Consider the following 17,741-nt stretch of genomic DNA (forward strand, 5'->3'; position numbering starts at 1 on the left):
AATAGCTAAATAAGAGTAAATAATATGGAAAGAGTACCCGTAGAATCAAGCAACTTAGTATCAGTAGGATATGACGAAAATAGTTTAACTCTCGAAATTGAATTTAAAAGTGGTATTTATCAATATTATGATGTACCTCAGTACATCTACGAAGAGTTAATTAGCTCTAGTTCTTTAGGATCTTATCATCATAGGTCCATAAAGAACGAGTTCAGTTGTAGTAAAGTGTAAAGAGAAGAATATGTCTGCCGTAAACAATACGCAATCAACTGATCTAAAAGAGTTAATCAATGACTGGATAACTAGACTACATAACGCTCAAAAAGGTCACTACTCCCGCTCTGAAACCTTATATAAAAGAGCTAACTTAACAGGATATGCATTAATAATTAGTTCAACAATAGTTACAGCTATGTTGTTTATACAAGCATCAGGCTTTTTAAAATACTTCATGGTTTGTATGAGCATTTTTGCAGCTGTTTTATCTGGTGTTGTTTCTTTTGCCAGATTTTCAGAGCAAGCGGAGCAGCACAGATCTGCCGCTGGTTGTTATGGAAAGCTAAGAAGACAGCTAGAAAAGCTTAAGATAGAAAAAGGCTCAATTGAAAAGGAAAAGCTTGATTATAAGCTTAAAATACTAAGAATTGAGTGGGAGTATACTTCACAAAATGCACCGTTGACGCCGTTGTCCGCGATAGAGGGGAAAAGTTATAAGATAAATTGGGAGCGAATTATATATGTCTTATTTGGTGGGTTCTTAGTGCTCCTCACTCAATTTATGTATTACATACTAAGTTAGCAGCAAACTATCTCCCCTATTACTTTCAGTAAATATTTCTATTGGGTTGAACTTAATCGGGGAGGTCTTCAGTTGCATAAAATATGTAAAAACTCCTATTACAAGGTCCTTAATGAGTCAAGCGATGAGTCGTTTTATCAATCGGTAAAAGAAAGAAAATGCACCCGTAGATGCAATTATGAAGGCTGTTGCAGCTTTAAATAGAGCTGCAATAATTTTGGTGGCTTGAAACAAATCACTCAAATAATATCCTCTAATTTAAATTATCACCCAACCGCCAATTTTCCTGCCTCATGCCACATCTCGTTTGGCATGGGGCTTACTAATTCCCATGTTATGTTCATAGGCTGGCTGCCGCTGTGGCTTTGATATTTAACCTCGCCATAGTTCACAAATCCCATGGTTCGGCCGTTTTCATCTTTGCTTTGTTCACGCACAAACAGCAAGATGGTTTTGCCTGTTTGTTGGTGCTGAATGTAGCTTAGGCCGCGGCCGTGTTCTGGTCGGGCGCTGTTTTGCGTTTGCCAATGAAACAAGGTTGGGCTGATTGCATAGTCGTGATACAGCGTTGTTGGTGAGTAGGTTTTTTCGCACTTATTGAGCGTGACGAATAGTAGCTCTAAATTTTGTTCTTTGAACTCTAATACACCTTCGCGAGCGGTCGATTTTTTATCAAACGTATGCGCGCCGAACGCCGCTAATATTTGTTGGCGAGTGTAGCGGCTGTGCAATTTTATTGCATGGTTTGGTAAGCACGCTAAATCACTTTCTTGTTGATGAATACGATTTATTAAAAGCGCAATCACTTCTGATAACTCTTTTTGTAATAACGGGTTTTTTAGTGCTTGTAAGCTTTGCTTAAGGGATTTAAACCCTAGACTTGTGCCAGTGTTATCCCAAAAATTGTAATGTGCCATGAGTGCATACTGTTGATTTTGAGGTGTTATCTCAATGCTAAAGTCGCTGTTACATAAATCGCGTAAAAAGCACAAATAGCTCAGTGAATCACAGCTAAGTAATTGCGTATTTATAGCTCTGTAATAGGCACTATATATATCAACTTGATCTGCTGGAATATCATCGTCTTTTAACCAATGCCAACCGCCATGCCTTGTATCTTTTGGTTTATAAATATCTTCTAATGTGACTTGTGGGTTTATACGTAAAAAGTTACTTAGCGTTAGCTCGTCGCTTGTATGATGAGAATAACTGTTTATAAGCTGTTGCAAACGGCGTTTGCTGTTTGTTGCTTGTTGTATATTACGTAAAATAGTTTTTTGCGTGCGTTCTTGTAGCTCTATACGACAGCCCAGCGGCAAGTGCGGAAAGTTATTTTCTATTTCGGTTTTTATTGGCTGGTTACTTTTTCCAATGAGTGCGCGAAACTTATTGGCAAAGTCATATTCGGGGCGAGCGTTACCAACAAAGTCGAGTACAGTACAACATTGCTTTTGACTGTTGTCGGGTAAACGTAGGCCACGACCTAATTGCTGTAAAAATAGCGTTAGGCTCTCGGTTGGACGCAAAAAGAGCAGGGTATCTACTTCTGGAATATCGACCCCTTCGTTAAAAATATCAACGACGCAGAGTATGTGTATTTCACCTCGTCTAAGCGCCTGCTGTTTGTGTTTTCGTTCACTAGTATTTTTACTGGTAAGTACGTCTGCACTTATACCTGCAAGGTTAAACTTACTGGCCATAAACTCAGCATGATCTTGGCTTACACAAAATGCTAATGCCTTAATAGCGTTAATATTTGTAACGATGTCGTTGAGACTCGATATGATTTTATTCGCGCGGTTATTCTCGCCTGTATATAGCTTACTAAGCTCACTAATATCGTAACGACCGCCTCGCCACGTTACCGTGCTTAAATCTGTATCGTCATCAAGGCCAAAGTATTGGAACGGGCATAAATGGCGCTGATTTATGGCTTCTGGTAAGCGGATCTCTGCGGCAATAACACCACAGAAATCTTCTAATATATTTGCCTCATCTTGCCTTTCAGGTGTGGCCGTTAACCCTAATAAAATGTTTGGTTTGAAGTAATTAAGAATGCCACGGTAACTGTTAGCACTTACGTGATGCACTTCATCAATAACAATATAATCATAAAAATCAGCACTCAATTTTATGTTGTCGATTTGGTTGTTAAGGGTTTGAATTGAGGCAAATAATTGGTTGTATCTTTGAGGTTTGTAGTTGCCAACCCAAAGCTCGCCAAAATCATTATTTTTTAGCACTCCACGATATGCGCTTTGTGCTTGAGTGAGGATTTCTTCTCGGTGAGCAACAAATAAAAAGTTGGCATTTGGTTTTTGGTCGTACACGGTTTTAAAATCAAATGCAGATATGATTGTTTTACCTGTGCCAGTTGCTACTACTAAGTTTTTAAAGCGATTGTGAACGCTTCGTTCAACACTTAGTTTTTCTAAAATAGCTAATTGATGAGTTTTAGGGGTTATATCAAAATAGAACTGGTTACTTGCTTGTCCTTTACCACGCTGTTCATTCAGTGAGTTTATTAGCTTTTCTTTACATTCAACTTTACCACTAAACAGTTCAAAGTCTGGTGATTGCCAGTAGGTTTCAAAGGAGCTTTTGGTTTTAGCGATAATATGCGGAATTTCTTGCGCTGTAATTTTTAAATTCCATTCAAGGCCGCTGGTGAGTGCCGAATGCGATAAGTTAGACGAACCAATATAGCCAGTATGAAAACCGGTGTTACGCATAAATAAGTAAGATTTTGCGTGTAAACGTTCTTGCTGATTGTTATAGCTTAGTTTTACTTCAGTGTTTGGTAGGCTTGCCAAAAACTCAACCGCTTTAGCATCTGTTGCCCCCATGTAAGAGGTGGTGATAACTTTTAGTTTTTTACCACTTTTGGTAAAGGCTTCAAGTTCATTTTTAAATATTCTTAGCCCTGTCCACTTTATAAATGAAACTAACCAGTAAATAGTGTCGGCCGATTTTATCTCACGCTTTAATTCTGTCTCGAGCGATATACCCGCATTCGCGCCACTAAATAATTCGCTTTGGGTAAGCCCTGTTAATGGAAATATATTTTTGGCGTAGTCTTTGAGGTTTGCTGCAATTGGGTTTTCAGTATTGAATAGTGCAGTGAGGATTCTACCTTGGCTATCTATTAGGTTTTCACTTATTAGCTCATCATCTCGAATATGATCTTTAAGCCAAAAAACTAAGTTATTTGCTAGATTGATTTGCTCTTGTAAGCGATTATTTGAACTAGGTATAGCATCAATCGCGTGAGCAATTAACTTACCTAAAAATCGAGACAGCCAAGTGGCAGCTTCTGCTGATTCAAGTTGGCGTTCTCCGACATAAAACTGTTCACGATCTAGGTGTTGCTCGATTACTTGCGTAATCAGTTGCTCGTAAATACCAACCTGTTCCATAACGACTCCCTGTTTTCGAACAGTCAGTTTACTAAAATAGATAATGAAAACAAATAATAACTCATTGGTAATTTGAAGGCTTTAGTTACGGTTACACCCCGTGTTCACACCCGAAATTGAATTAATTATGAGTAATTAACAGCATGGATGCTGTAGAAAGCGTAGCTTGGCCATGGATGGCCTATCTACGCTGGTTACGTTCATTTAATTAATTCAAATTGAGGAAACAGTGTGAACCTCGGGGCGCCGAGAGATTCCAAAGAGAAGTCGGCGGTTACTTCTCTTTGGTTGCCGTCGCCAACGCGACATAATTATCAAATACGATTAATGCTTTATTTTCACAGCTACCACAAATTAAAGAATAAGCATCTTTGCGCTTACTTACTTTAGTATTTACATCCTCGCATTGAACACACGGAGCTTTCATCGGAGTATTAGTATTGCATTTGGAACATGTAACGTAATATCCATAACGACCTGAATGAGCTTCAAGAGTATTTACACTACCACAACCTTTACATTGTAGGTTTATAACTCTTGGTTGTTCACTATTTGATAGGGCTTCTGCTTTTGTTTCACCACTATATATTGGCGTGGGCTCGCTAAGGTTTAATGATGTCGTATCAGTTATAAGCTGTTCAGTAGGCGCGATATTTTTCTCTAAAAGAAACTTACAAATTCTAGTGATACTTTCTTTACTAAACCAAGGGCGCACATTTGTTGATAAAAAGTGCAATGCATTGGGTGTTGAAGTTGGGAGTTTCATAATTTGCAAAAGCTTATCAGCTATAAACTCTGACTTAACTAATCGATCTTCAAGCGATTTAGGCATGCAATCTCGATTAATTATCGCATTACTCGATATAGCACAGAGACTATGCTATTCTCGACCACCAAAGTTTTGCTGTATTTTGCCAAACATTTTAGGAAGTAGATGTTGCGCATTGTCTATAACTAAACTCTTAAGTAATGCGACTTGTAGCTCAACTTGTTTTATTGGTGATGGCATGCCTTGCCATTTTCCTCGGTAGCTACGGCTCCATTCTTGGTGTTCATTTATGGCAACTTCACCAGTAATACTTTTTGATTCGATTAGTATAAACCCGTATGTATAAACAATAAGATGGTCTATCTGTGCCGTTTCGTTATTGTGCTTAAATTTAACATCATTAAAGACGAAGACTTGAGGATGATCTTTGAATGCCCGACGTAAATAAAATGCGACGTCTAGCTCTTGCTTTTCACCAGCTTGGATCTTAGGTGAATTAGACTTAGTGGGTGATTTATCTTTTAGGATCATGAGAAATCCTTTCATCATGTATTTTTGAAAGATAACATTCTAGTTCCTAATTAAAATACTTAAAAGCTCGATAACCAAATTTCACCGTTAAAACGGCTCCTACGGGTGGTGGCTGTTAGGTATGGTGGTGTGTTTTTGGATGTTGCGGCAATTGAAAAACGCGAGAAATAAATTTCACGCCTACAAGAGCGGAATAGTGCCGAGGTGCGAGATTTGAGATGCGAGATGCGATGTGCGAGCTTGGAGAGTCAATCTTAGTGAGCTAAGCTTAGAACGAATACGCACTATAAATCGCTGCGACAGATTCACCGTTAAAACGGCTCCTACGGGTGGTGGCTGTTAAGTATGGCGGTGTGTTTTTGTGTATGGTTGCAATTGAAAACGCGCGAAATAAATTTCACGCCTACAAGGGCGGAATAGCGCCAAGGTGCGATGTGCGAGCTTAGAGAGTCAATCTTAGATGTCGAGCTTAAAGAGCCAAGCCTAGAGCGAATACGCGATGTTAAATCGCTGCGACAGGCTCTTTCACAACACAAGCAGCAAGTATTAAAGCGCTAATATTTCCCCCTGTAAGCTTGGTGAACCCGCAATACTGGTTTGTAGTTGCGCTATTAATAACTGCGCATTCGCAGAGGGTGTGCGCGAGTGAGCCCACAGGGCGTATATTGGCCTTGCTGGAATGCTGTGGGGCGTTTCTACATAACTAAAGTTGTGGGTGTCTTTTATGCAGCTAATTTCACTCATGGGCAGTATGCCTACACCGTAGCCTGCTTCGATCATTTTTCTGGCGATTGTAATATCAAAACAAAAGCTTATTTGTTCAAATTCATTTTTTAATGCGGTTAATAATCCGCTAGGCAGCTGCGACTCTGAATAGGGCAGCACTAGGCGTGATGTTGGCGCCCCTTTCTTTACTATTAGCTTTATGGCAATCGCCCCTAGGCGTTTTTGAAAATAGCTTGAATCTTGTTGTTCGCCCACTCTAATCGCTAGGTCAAAACGCTTTTGGCTTAGTTGGCTATTGGCATTACTTGGGTAAATGTGGAGATTAAGCGCAGGGTTGGCTAAGGCAAACTGATTTATTGCGCTCATGAGTGGGCCAGCAATGATATTTTGTGGGCACAGGAGGTAAAAGTCTTTTGCTCCCGACGAGTCATTTAATTGTTTTAATTGGCTATTAAGTGCAAGCACTTGCTGACCGAGTTCATCGTAAAGGGTTTCACCTTTGGCTGTGAGTACAATGCCTCTGGCGGTGCGTTGCAGCAATGGTTCGCCAAGTTTGTCTTCTAATGCCTGTATGCGCCTAGAAAGGGTTGAAAGATTTAAGCCGAGATCTTTTGCTGTTTGGCTCATGCTTTTACGGCGTGCTATCTCAATAAACAAATGCAGATCATCCAGCATACGACTCCCTCAATCTTAGTTTGCATTTTCGTGACTGTTGTCACTTGCCCTGTGCAAATATAGTAACGCCAAGGAGGACATATGAAAATTCATTTTATTTTTACTGCGGCGTTTTCGTTCTTAATGTCGTTTTTATTATCGGCATGGGTTACATACGTGAATTTAGGCCTAAGCGATACGTTTATAGCAAGTTGGATGAAGGCCTTTGCTAATGCGTGGCCGGCTGCGTTTGTGGTGGCGTTTACAGTGGCACCGCCTATTAGAACATGGGTTTTAAAGTTACTTAGTAAGGAATCAGTATGATAAATATAGTTGCAAAAATCACCCCTAAAGCGGCGTTATTCGAAGAGTGTAAAGGGCGTTTACAGTGCATTTTAGCTGCCACTCGCGCAGAGCCTGGATGCAACCGATTCGAGTTGTTTGCAAGTAAGGAGCAGCGCTGTTTGTTTTTAGTGGAGCAGTTTGTATCGCAAGCTGCGCTTGATGCGCATTATGCTCAGCCTTATACCAAAGCGGTGTTCGCGTTTTATGAGAATGCGTTGGCAGAGCCGGTTGAAGTTGAGAAAGTGGAAGAGGTTATAAATTAGACGTTAGAAGTTAGAAGTTAGAAGTTAGACGTTTGATATTAGACGTTAGAAATTTTGGGCGCTAAAAAAACTAGGCTACTGGGGAAGTACTGCTTTTCGTAGCCTAGTTTTACAAGGTTGAAACGGGTTAAAGCATGGTTAAAATTTGTTTGGCTTTGTCACGTGTGAGGCAAGCGGCCATGGGGCGTTTGGCAAATAATTTTGCAGACACGGTGTACTCTTTGCCATTGTATTGATTATGCAGTGTTTGCACATTCACGCGGCACGTTACTGTGTATTGGTTTTCAACGTATCTAATTTCAACGCGTTCTACTTTTTGAATTAAGTTTTTATAGGGGTAGCCTTCGTCGGTATCAAGCTGTGTTACAGCGGGTTGGTTTGCATAGCTTGCACTCGATAGGCAAATAAAGAGTAAAATGATGCAGTATTTCATAACAGTTATCCTTAATTGGTGGCGGTTGGCTGTATGAGTATTACGTGAGAGAACAATGCTGACAAACGATTAAAAATTGCCTATGCTTAAGTTTTTATTAACCATAAGCGCATATGAAACTTCCTCCTTTAAAGAGCCTTTGGTATTTTAAGCATGCTGCAAAGCTTGGCAGCTTTAAGCTGGCCGCTGAGCAGTTATTTGTAAGCCAAGCTGCTGTGAGCCAACAAATTCGGCTACTCGAACAGCAACTGGGTTGTGCTTTATTTACCCGTCATACGCGTTACGTTGAACTAACGCGTCAGGGCGAGCAATTGTTGCCTCATGTACTCAAGGGGTTTGATCATTTGCATACGGGTGTGCAGTCATTAAGCCAAGACAGTCACCCAAATACGTTAAACTTATCGGTGCTGCCTTCGTTTGCTAGTGGCTGGTTACTGGGGCGTATCAGCGATTTTCAACACCAATACCCAAACATAAAAGTACGTATTGAACCTAGCGATCAATTGGCCGACTTTTCAACGGGGCAAGTTGATTTAGGTATCCGCTTTGGTCTTGGTAATTACCCAGACTTACAAAGTGAGCTTTTAACCGACGACAGCTTATTTTTAGCTTACAAACCGGGTTTAATTGATGTAACTAAAACGCTTAAGCCGCAAGTAATGGCGCAAAAACTAATAAAAGATATTTGCCCCGATGCCGAACGAGGTTGGTTAACGTTTGCAGAGCAATTAGGCATGAACGCCGATGCGTTACCTTCGCTCGAAATAGACAATGCGGCATTGGTTATACAAGCAACCCTTGCAGGGCAAGGTATTGCTATCGTTCGCCGACGCCTAATAGAAACGCAATTACAACTTGGGCAGCTTGAAATTTACCCCGACTTTGAATACCCATGCCAATTTAAATACTATTTAGCGGGGCCAGCAGAGCATTTTACATGGCACAAGGTGCAGGTTTTTAAAGACTGGTTAATGCGCCAATTTGAGCTTGACGATGAGCAATTTTATAAGCATCAGCAGTCACTTTAATAACTAAGCGGCATTATATTAATTCGCAAGAATACTTAATTATTTTGAGGGGTTAAACCTGTCGCTAGCGGTGCTTAAAATGTTTGATTTACGACTGCATGGATGCAGGAGGTAGCGCAATGCAGGAGCAATTGCCGAGAACAACTCAATAACGACATGTTTGCCGTGTTATCAACGGGATTTTATTGCCCCAAGATTGCTCATTTAATTAAGTGAATAGGTAGTACAGTCTGTTGTAGCAAGAATGATTTAATAGTGGCAGCGCCCAGTGGGTAAATAATGAATACGAGGAGCGTATTCATCTTAGCCATTATTTAAAGAAGAGCGGATAAAGAAGAGCGGAGATTTAACGCAACCGTATTGAATTTTTAGCTAAAAATGGTACTCTGTTCCTCTCTATTTTACAGTGACGTAAATTAATGATTAAATGGATTTTATTCTCTCTGTTATTGTCGCCGTGTGTGTCATGGGCGCAAACAACAGCACCTTCAGTTGAATGCCACGCTATGGAAGCTAAACGCAGTGAACTGCAATCGGCACTGCGTAAAACTCACCTGCTCGACGAAGTTGATGATTACAAACAGCGCATTCAAAACTTATCTGATCGCATTGCATCGAATTGTTTAACCGAAGAGCAAATAGCTGAGCGCAAGTTCGCATTTTATAACCATGATATTGCTTACCTTGAAAATTCGTTAGCGAAACCCTTGTCAGAACAAGCATACATTAGCAAGCAGGCCGCATGGGACCGTTTTTATGTGATCCCGTCTCGTTGCCTTAATAAGCCATTGTCAGTGCAATATTTAGAGTGGTGTATTGAGAATAAGCAAGTGCAGTTTCAGCAGTTTGATATGCTATGGCAGCAAAAGAGCACCCAAACGGTGCGTTCAGAAGTAACATCTAACGACTCATTTCATGAGTTTAAATTACCCAGTAAAGCCGAAAGAACAAAGTTAAGTGCTGAGCGCGAAATAAAGCGCCACACCTACAAGAGTGACTCGTTTTTGCCAAAAAACATTATTCTTTTGTGTGTGCTGGCCGTGGCTGTTTTCTTTTCGTTGATATTTGTTTTTCATTGGTTGATGCGCCCGCGCACCACACTGAAATAAAAAGGGAAAGCACGGTGCTTTCCCTTTTTTTAAAATCTTTATTGATTAAAAAAACCTTTATTTAAAAAACCTTAGTCGCTAGTCGTCGGTTTTGAGTTGTTTGGCGCGTTCTTCGGCGTCGATTAAGGCTTGAGATTTCGGCTGTTTAGCTTTGCTCTCTAACGAGGGTTTTTCTGATGAGTTTGGATCCCACGCAGGGTCTAGCGACAAGTTTGCAAACGGATTGTGTGGCTTACTGTCGGTATGCTCGTCGTTATCATCTTGTTGTGCTGGTTCCTGCTCTTGCTCGGTTTCTGTTAGTGTTTCATCATCGTTTTGCTCTGTATATTCAACCTGAGTGTGCTTAGGCTCTTCGTACAGTTCTTGCTCAAGTGCTTGTAACGCTTTTGCCAAATCGTCGTCGCTAATATCGTCGTCGGTGTTTGATGGCTTAGGTTCAGTAACTAGCGATGGCTGGTCGTTAAATTGATCGGCAAATGATAAATCGTCACCCATTAACGATGATAAGTCGTACTCTGGTACGTCATCTTTTACAGGCTCGTCGTCTGTAAGCGGCTCTTGCTTTGCATACTCGTCGAAGCCGAATGATGAACTGCTAGTAAAAGCAGGCGCTTGTTCAAGCTCGTCATTTTCAAGCTCGTCATTAATAAGCTCATTGGTCAATGGCTCGTCTGTAAGCGGTTCTTGCTTTGCATACTCGTCGAAACCAAATGATGAACTACTAGTAAAAGCCGGCGCTTGTTCGAGCTCGTCATTTTCAAGCTCGGTACTTTCAAGCTCGTTACTTTCAAGAGCATCACTTTCAAATCTATCGTTTTCAAGAACGTTACTTTCAAGATCATCACTTTCAAGCTCGTTATTTATAAGCTCATTGGTCAATGGCTCGTCGTCTGTAAGCGGCTCTTGCTTTGCGTACTCGTCGAAGCCGAATGATGAACTGCTTAACAAGGTTTCAGTTTGCGTGGGCTCAGTATCTTTGGGCTCTGTCTCGTCGTTATCGAGTACAAGCTCATTAAACTGAGCCGCATCGGCAAAATCAGTGTGTTGCTCGTGAAAGTCGCGTTCAGCACTAAAGCGGGCAAGTTCCGAAAGCTCATCGTTGCTGTCTTCGTTGTCTGTGGCTGTAAACGAACGACTTTGCTCTAATTCATTCTCTATGTCGGGGGCTTGTTCTGTGCTTTGCTCTGCAAGTATCGCGGTGGTGGCCGATTTAAGTTCTTCGGCTTCTTTATTTGCGTTTGCGGCAGCTTTTAGTGCTTGCGCTTCTAGTAAGCTGTGTTCAAGTTCAGGGTGTGTGTCTTGTTGTTTACTTTTGCGTAATCGTACAATAAACAAACCCGCCACAAGCAGCACTAATAGCACGATTAAGCTGGGCATAAGCAGTGACGTTGACGAACTAGGCGCGGCGCTTTGCATCGGGGCTGGTTGTGGTGTTGGTGCAGGCTCTGCGGGTATTGGCGCGGCATCGACTGGTTTTTCTGCCTCTGTTGCTGACACAGGGGGTGTATCAGATGCAGGCTCGCTTTCAAGGTTATCGGTTGAATTATTTGTCTGCGGCGCTGTTGTTTGTGATGCTGCTGTATGCGGCGTTGCTGTTTGTGGCGTTGCTGTCTGCGCCGTTGTTAGCGCTTCGTTAGTCTCGTTTTGCGGCTGCGGTACGCTCTGCACTGGCTCTGTTGTTTCGAGCGTTGATGCATTGGCTACAGGTTCAATGGCGGCTACATCAGAAATGAGTTCTGGCTCTGATGTAGGCGGCGTATCTTGAGTTGCTTGATCTAATTGCGTTACGTCGAGGTTTTGTGGCTCAGGTGCTGGGGTATCGTCAGCAATGCCTTGAATGGCTGCCGAGTGCTCTGTTGGGCTTACTGATTTGTTGGGGGTTATGGGGGTCGATTCTGCCGATTGCGCGGTTAACTTTTCAAATGCTTCGACATTGTGGACAGGCGTCGGATTTTTACAGTTCTTTTCATAGTTACGAGCTGCAGAGCGATAATTGCGATTACTCGTATTATTACGAAATTCATGCATTTGTTGTTTTAACAAAATGCACATGGCCTCATTATACTGCGCTTCGCTGGTGAAACTTACACTAGCAAGTATCAGTAAAAGTGTTGTTTTTATAATTGGCATAGTTTCCTGACCAGTAAGGTTAATCTGGTGACCCAAACAATGACTTAATTCTAAGCCTTGATAGGTTTTTTATCCACATTTTGTTAACAAATTAAAATAAATAGCTAAATGAATCAATCAATAACCATTAAAGCGCGGTACTCGTCGTAAGCAAATTGGTCGGTCATACCGCTAATGTAATCTTGAACAAGTCTGCAACGGTAATAAAACTCATAGGCTGCAAAGTGATCGGGCTCTGCTTTTAAGGCATCAATGGCTTTTTGGTAGCTGTTTATGTGTTTATTTGAGAGCTTTTTAACGAGCCGTGTTTCAATTAAATACTGAGGGTCGCCTTTTAAAACCCGTTTAAAGGCGTCGTGGTCAAGGGCGAGTAAAGGTTTGTAGCAATCGAGCAAACCGCTAATGATCCGATAACCTTGCAGCTCTAGGCGCTCTACTTCTTTGTGGCAAAATACATGTTTAATGGCCACTTGTTTTAACGTGAGTGTGACTGCATGCAAGTGACTGCGATCTTCCAGTAAGGCTTGGTTAAAGTCGCCGTGGTAAATGGCTTCAATATTGCCAACAAAACGCTCTGCGGCATAATTTACCAACGGGTGTAGCAAGGTCACGCGTAGGTAAATAAAAAACTCGCTATTATAGTTATAGGGCTGCTCGGCGGCTTTACTCAGTGCGTAATCAATGGCTTTTTCGGCAAAGTCACTGTGCTTGGTGTCGTTAAGCGTGAGGTTTGTTAAGGTGCGCGTGTATTGCTCTTTTAATTTTTCGCACAATAGTTCAACGTTTATAATGCCTTTTTCTACAGCGTCTTCTATGTCGGCAAGGCAATACGAAATGTCGTCGGCTGCTTCCATTATGTAACTTGAGGGGTGGCGGCAATATTGCTCTATATCAAGCTCGGTTTGCAGTGCCTCAATAAAGGGTTTTTCGCTAAAGTAATAACCCACTTTTTTCATTAAGTAATTTTTGTCTTGAGGGATGTCTTTTTTAGCCATGCTGGCAGGGCGGGTGTACTTTAATATGCCGGCGCTTTGGCTGTATGTTAGGTTAAGTGAAAGCAAAGAATGAATAATGCGAATACCTTGCGCATTGCCTTCAAAATTTTTGATGTCTTGTGTAAGGTGCTTAAAAATAACATGTATGCCACTGGCTTTGCAGCGCTCTGGCGTGAGGGACTCTAAGTGTTTTTCAAACCATTGGTTTATGGCGGCTTCGCCAAAGTGACCAAATGGCGGGTTGCCAATGTCGTGCATCAAACACGCCATTTCAACAAGGCTCTCTAAGGGCCTTTCTAGGCCTGCAAGGCCATACTCTTTTTGTTGGGCGTCGCTTAACTTATTAAAAATTGTTTGCACTATAAAGCGCCCCACTTGTTGTACTTCAAGAGAGTGGGTTAGCCGCGAGCGCACCGCTGCATTGCGTTCGAGTGGGAAAACTTGGGTTTTTTGTTGTAAACGACGAATGGCGGCACTGTTAATAATGCGCCCCCGATCACTTTCAAGGGCTGTGTGTAACGTGTTGGTTGAGCGCATTTCGCGCGCAGGGGTAATTTTTTACGAAAGTCGATCATGTTTCATTCCCACGAGGCGCTTCCTATTAGGCTGCTCAGTGTTGTTATCAAAACTGCGATAGTTATTAAATTTAATCTAACAGCTTGTATCTTAAATTAAAATATTTGGATTAATTAAAGTTATTACTTTAAATCGGGACCTCTATTCATATATTATTCAGCTTTACACACTTCTTTATGAGCTCTAATAAAAAAGGAAAGCCTTTTGGCTGTAAATGCAATGATGCAAACTTCGTTTACTAAACCTTTGCTGCTGGTCGGCATTTTACTTATTTGTGTTGGCTTAACGGCCTGTAAAAGTACCCCAGAAGCGACTCCCGAAAGCACGCTCACTGTTGCACAAAAGCAAGCAGTGAAAGCCAAGCAAGAAGCACTGTTTGCCCGAGGCTTCTTTGAGAGCCAACTTGGCAATATTAACTATGTGTCGGCGCGACAATGCAGTGGATTTAACCTGCAAAGCCACCGAGGTTCGATTCGTTACGCCGAAAACTCAGTTAATGCAGTGATTGATGCCATTGATAATAACTTTGACGTGATTGAAATTGACGTGCGTATTACCCGCGACGATGTGTGGGTTGTACACCACGATGCGCGTACCGGCCGCGAAACGGGCACGGTCGACAACAAGCGTCGCAAAATTGAGTCGATGAGTTATAAAAATGAGTGGGGGTATTTGCGCCTTCGCAATCAAGATACAGGCTTACTGAGTGATGACTTGCCTGCCTCTTTTCGTGAGTTAGCATCGAGCTTTGCGCGTTATCGTAAACCGCATCAAAAGCTTAATATTGAAATTAAATCAAACGCTTCGATCAACGATCTTAAAATGCTCGACTACCTGGCGTATGAATACATTGGTGGCGGTAATTACTTTTTTAGCAGTTTAGAAATGCGCAATTTAACGCGTATGCGTGACATTAACCCCGACATTTATTTAGCGTTTATTCAGTCGCCAGCTAAAGCGTCTATGAACAAGCTTGCCAGTGACTTAAAACGCGGTGCAGGGAGTGACCCTATTTATGAGCGTAACAAAGAACAGCTCGAAAGCTTGCAAGCGTTAGGTAATCGTTATCACCGTGAAAAGCGTTACGACAGCCCGTTGCAGCTCGACAAATTAGCTAAACAGCTGAAGCGTAACTTTGGCTACGTGCTTGATATTCGACACTACAAGCAAACCGCTGCTCGTTTAAAGCCCAGTGCCAAGGCGCGTGGCATTATGATTGCGACTTATTCAATTAACGGTCACGACTATCATGAGCGCAGTTTACTAGCGCAGTCGCGCTCGGTGCGTCCCGACTCTGTGATTATTGACGACACAGTGTATGGCTTTTGCTCGGTGTTTGAGCTGCCAAACGTGACCCCTTATTTTAGCGATGAAGCCGACGCTAAGTTAATAGCAAGCATGCCCGATGATCTTGATTTAGAGCGCCTAGACGAGCTTAAAGCGTATCAAAGTAACAAGCTTTATCCTGCTGTTGGAGGCACGCTTAAATCGACTCAAGCAGTGAGCTATGTTCCACAGGTTACACAGACGCCTAAAGCACCCAATCTCGAAATTGGCACACGCCAAGCCGATGAAGACTTTAGCTTGGAAACCGACCCAGCGGTTGAATTAGAACTACGTAAAAAGCAATAAAGAACAATACTATGACTACAATAATAAAGCCGTTTTGGTGGCGCTGTCTGCTGCTTGTTTTAGCTACTTTATATTTATTACCCGAAGCAATTTTTAATGCGCAACTTGTGTCGCTCGTAGGGTTAGGCACCCCTTCTGCGGCCGATTTAGAGCACCTCGAAATTTATGGGCGTGCGGTGTCGGGCGTTGGTGTCGCACTGTTATTAGCCGACTTTTTACCCAAAGCCATGGTTGCTAAAGTTGGCCGCGGTGTTGTTTCGTTTATTGCGCTACTTTGCCTTGTGTGGCCGGTGGTGTTTTTTGGGCAAAAGTACGCCATCGAAAAAACGTTAATAGAACCCTCAACGGCTGAGCAACGCCAGTTTGCAACCTATAGCGCAGCGCTGCGTGATGCCTTGGCAATTAACTCAATTAAAGTAAACGACCTTGATTACAACCCCGAACAGTTGCACAGCTCAGAAAACCTGACTTTTTTAGCGTTGTTTGGTGGCCTACTTTATAGCGATGCGGCACTGTCTGATAACCTTGAGCAAGATAAGCGTAAAATTATTGCCTCTTTCGTGCAAAAGAAAGCGTATCAAGATTTTGATAAACATTATAAAAATTACAGCCAGTTGTACGATGAGCTGGTGGTTAAGTACAAAGCCTACGCACAGGGCAGTAAAAAATATAACCACACGTTAGCCAGCATAGGTGAGCGCGAGCAAGGTTATTGGCAACAGGTTGAGCAAGAAATCAACAGCGGGTGGAATAAGTATCAACAAGCGCAAAAAGCCCATATTGCTAAAGCCTCTGCGCGTGCACAAAAGTACGGCCCTAAAATATACGATTACCACAATAGTATTGCGAAGTGCCGTGAGCGCTACGATAAAAGCAGCGAAAAAGACCGCCGTAATCGCTGTTACGAACGTGAAGCGGCCGATTACCGAAGCACCATTTTAAAAGCCGGTATTGGTTACATTGAGCCAGACTATTGGTTAATAGAAGAAGATGTCTCGGTAGCAGAAAACGCCGCAGGCACTATTTTAATGGGTGTGCTAACGGGCGGTGTTTACACTGCATTGCAAGCGGCAAGTTTAGCGACCGGTGGCGACGGCGGCTTTAAAGATAAGCGGTATAAATACACCGACGACCCTGATCATTATCAACTACGTTTTTTACAGCATCCTAATTTTCATAAAATGTTTGTTAAAGAAACGGGTTACCCGTTTACCCTTGAAAACTTAATGGCGTTTCGTGCACACGACACCACGCAACAAAAGCTGCGTGCCCATTTTGCAAGCAAAGGCCTTGAGCTTGATAGCACGTGGAATGTTAATCAACGTCAGGTATTTGCTAATGCCGTTGCGACTAAAGTCACTCAAGAAGCGACAAACCAATGGCAAAGTGAAATGCGCAAACGGGGTATGAGCTTACAGCCTAACTTAAGCTGGGTTGAGTTTCAGTTACACCCAGAAATTCAAGCCAAAATCGCCGATCGTATGGGCGACTTATACGTGAAAAACATTCGCGCAGACTGGAATAAAAAGAACTTTAAAGATCAGGTGCTTGATCCGAATATTGAAAAACGCACCGACAAGTACGTAGCCATGCTTAATAGCGCTGAAGGTAAATTTGCCGATGGCGGTGAGTACGCACAGTACGGTAAACAGGCGCTGCGTTCGGTGATTATTCCGCCTATTTCAATGTCGTTATCGTTATTTTTAATTTGTTTAACGTTTAGCAAGCTGCCGTTGAAATTATGGCAACTTATTAAACCTGCCCAAGAAAAGCAGCCAACAACATGGCTGAGCGTACTGCAAAAACTGATAATGCCTGCCGTGATTTTAATTGCCCCAGTGCTCTTTATTCATAATAGCTTTACCGAAGATGAGCAAAGCCCGGTTAACTACTTTTTAGACAAAGTGGATGAGTCGAGTAATCCGGTATTTAGCTACGCGATTCGTTGGACTCTTCATGCCCAGCCGGTACTGCATCCTTTAGGCTTAGCCTTTGAAGAAAAACTGCATATATACGAGCGTTTTAGCCCGATGAGCCATGCGCTGGCACAGGTTGATATTTTACGTCACGAGACGGCAAATTTAAGCGCCGAGCAACAATCTCGCAGACAATATTTGGTTGAGCAAAAAACCAAACTGACCATTGCCACCAATGCACCTAATGCCACGGTTCGTATTATGAATATAGGTCCTAAGTACCGCCCAGGAATGACTTTAAAAACGGGCGCGTACGATATTCAGGTGTCGGCACCGGGGTATAAAACGTATCGTCGTTGGCATCAAATAGAGGCTGGCGAACAAACATTAACAATTGATTTAAGTAAATAATTAAGCAA

At 42.2% G+C, this 17,741-nt stretch carries 16 protein-coding genes; 9 read left to right on the forward strand and 7 right to left on the reverse strand.

What is annotated here, in order from left to right; translation table 11 throughout:
• Window positions 1–24 precede the first annotated feature (24 nt).
• Together BM378_RS20720 and BM378_RS02155 are read left to right on the forward strand one after the other, a co-directional pair.
• Window positions 25–231 carry a KTSC domain-containing protein gene (locus tag BM378_RS20720; protein ID WP_074988473.1) on the forward strand — a complete coding sequence of 69 codons (207 nt, stop codon included), beginning with the start codon at window positions 25–27 and terminating at the stop codon, window positions 229–231.
• A 10-nt stretch (window positions 232–241) separates the two neighbouring features.
• Window positions 242–799 carry an SLATT domain-containing protein gene (locus BM378_RS02155; RefSeq protein WP_074988474.1) on the forward strand — a complete coding sequence of 186 codons (558 nt, stop codon included), beginning with the start codon at window positions 242–244 and terminating at the stop codon, window positions 797–799.
• A gap of 266 nt (window positions 800–1,065) precedes the next feature.
• Here the strand turns inward: BM378_RS02155 and BM378_RS02160 are convergent, their stop codons facing one another.
• The 3 genes from BM378_RS02160 to BM378_RS20585 form a co-directional block, all read right to left on the reverse strand.
• The gene (locus BM378_RS02160; protein ID WP_074988475.1) at window positions 1,066–4,215 is read right to left on the reverse strand and encodes a DEAD/DEAH box helicase; all 3,150 of its coding nucleotides are present in this window, start codon (window positions 4,213–4,215) and stop codon (window positions 1,066–1,068) included.
• Window positions 4,216–4,489: 274 nt separating this feature from the next.
• Entirely contained in the window at window positions 4,490–5,047 is a 558-nt protein-coding gene (locus BM378_RS20580; RefSeq protein WP_227006871.1) for a hypothetical protein, read from the reverse strand.
• A gap of 48 nt (window positions 5,048–5,095) precedes the next feature.
• On the reverse strand, window positions 5,096–5,515 hold the full coding sequence (locus BM378_RS20585; protein WP_227006872.1) for a nuclease-related domain-containing protein: 420 nt from the start codon (window positions 5,513–5,515) through the stop codon (window positions 5,096–5,098).
• A gap of 432 nt (window positions 5,516–5,947) precedes the next feature.
• Between BM378_RS20585 and BM378_RS20590 the strand changes: the two genes are divergently transcribed.
• Window positions 5,948–6,073: a hypothetical protein gene (locus BM378_RS20590; RefSeq protein ID WP_256213497.1), complete on the forward strand. Its 126-nt coding sequence runs from the start codon at window positions 5,948–5,950 to the stop codon at window positions 6,071–6,073.
• Here BM378_RS20590 and BM378_RS02170 read toward each other — a convergent pair.
• Window positions 6,062–6,916 (reverse strand): LysR family transcriptional regulator, encoded by an 855-nt coding sequence (locus BM378_RS02170; RefSeq protein WP_074988476.1) that lies wholly within the window; start codon window positions 6,914–6,916, stop codon window positions 6,062–6,064. The genes BM378_RS20590 and BM378_RS02170 overlap by 12 nt on opposite strands.
• Before the next feature lie 81 nt (window positions 6,917–6,997).
• Between BM378_RS02170 and BM378_RS02175 the strand changes: the two genes are divergently transcribed.
• Together BM378_RS02175 and BM378_RS02180 are read left to right on the forward strand one after the other, a co-directional pair.
• Entirely contained in the window at window positions 6,998–7,219 is a 222-nt protein-coding gene (locus BM378_RS02175) for a DUF2798 domain-containing protein (RefSeq protein WP_074988477.1), read from the forward strand.
• Entirely contained in the window at window positions 7,216–7,503 is a 288-nt protein-coding gene (locus BM378_RS02180; protein WP_036972494.1) for a putative quinol monooxygenase, read from the forward strand. The genes BM378_RS02175 and BM378_RS02180 overlap by 4 nt, the downstream gene beginning before the upstream one ends.
• A gap of 127 nt (window positions 7,504–7,630) precedes the next feature.
• Here the strand turns inward: BM378_RS02180 and BM378_RS02185 are convergent, their stop codons facing one another.
• Entirely contained in the window at window positions 7,631–7,936 is a 306-nt protein-coding gene (locus BM378_RS02185) for a hypothetical protein (protein ID WP_074988478.1), read from the reverse strand.
• Between the two features lie 113 nt (window positions 7,937–8,049).
• On the opposite strand from BM378_RS02185, the gene BM378_RS02190 reads away from it, so the two are divergent.
• Together BM378_RS02190 and BM378_RS02195 are read left to right on the forward strand one after the other, a co-directional pair.
• Window positions 8,050–8,964 (forward strand): LysR substrate-binding domain-containing protein, encoded by a 915-nt coding sequence (locus BM378_RS02190; RefSeq protein WP_074988479.1) that lies wholly within the window; start codon window positions 8,050–8,052, stop codon window positions 8,962–8,964.
• A gap of 419 nt (window positions 8,965–9,383) precedes the next feature.
• Window positions 9,384–10,073 carry a hypothetical protein gene (locus BM378_RS02195; RefSeq protein ID WP_143104557.1) on the forward strand — a complete coding sequence of 230 codons (690 nt, stop codon included), beginning with the start codon at window positions 9,384–9,386 and terminating at the stop codon, window positions 10,071–10,073.
• A gap of 78 nt (window positions 10,074–10,151) precedes the next feature.
• Here the strand turns inward: BM378_RS02195 and BM378_RS02200 are convergent, their stop codons facing one another.
• On the reverse strand, window positions 10,152–12,203 hold the full coding sequence (locus BM378_RS02200; RefSeq protein ID WP_074988481.1) for a hypothetical protein: 2,052 nt from the start codon (window positions 12,201–12,203) through the stop codon (window positions 10,152–10,154).
• Window positions 12,204–12,316: 113 nt separating this feature from the next.
• The gene (gene dgt / locus BM378_RS02205; RefSeq protein ID WP_074988482.1) at window positions 12,317–13,735 is read right to left on the reverse strand and encodes a dGTPase; all 1,419 of its coding nucleotides are present in this window, start codon (window positions 13,733–13,735) and stop codon (window positions 12,317–12,319) included.
• 243 nt (window positions 13,736–13,978) lie between these two features.
• Here dgt and BM378_RS02210 point away from each other — a divergent pair, with 243 nt between their 5' ends.
• Window positions 13,979–15,406: a glycerophosphodiester phosphodiesterase gene (locus BM378_RS02210; protein WP_227006873.1), complete on the forward strand. Its 1,428-nt coding sequence runs from the start codon at window positions 13,979–13,981 to the stop codon at window positions 15,404–15,406.
• Window positions 15,407–15,417: 11 nt separating this feature from the next.
• Window positions 15,418–17,733 carry a carboxypeptidase-like regulatory domain-containing protein gene (locus tag BM378_RS02215; protein ID WP_074988483.1) on the forward strand — a complete coding sequence of 772 codons (2,316 nt, stop codon included), beginning with the start codon at window positions 15,418–15,420 and terminating at the stop codon, window positions 17,731–17,733.
• The last annotated feature ends 8 nt before the right edge of the window (window positions 17,734–17,741 follow it).

It is taken from the genome of Pseudoalteromonas lipolytica (assembly GCF_900116435.1).
Classification (GTDB): Bacteria; Pseudomonadota; Gammaproteobacteria; order Enterobacterales; family Alteromonadaceae; genus Pseudoalteromonas; species Pseudoalteromonas lipolytica.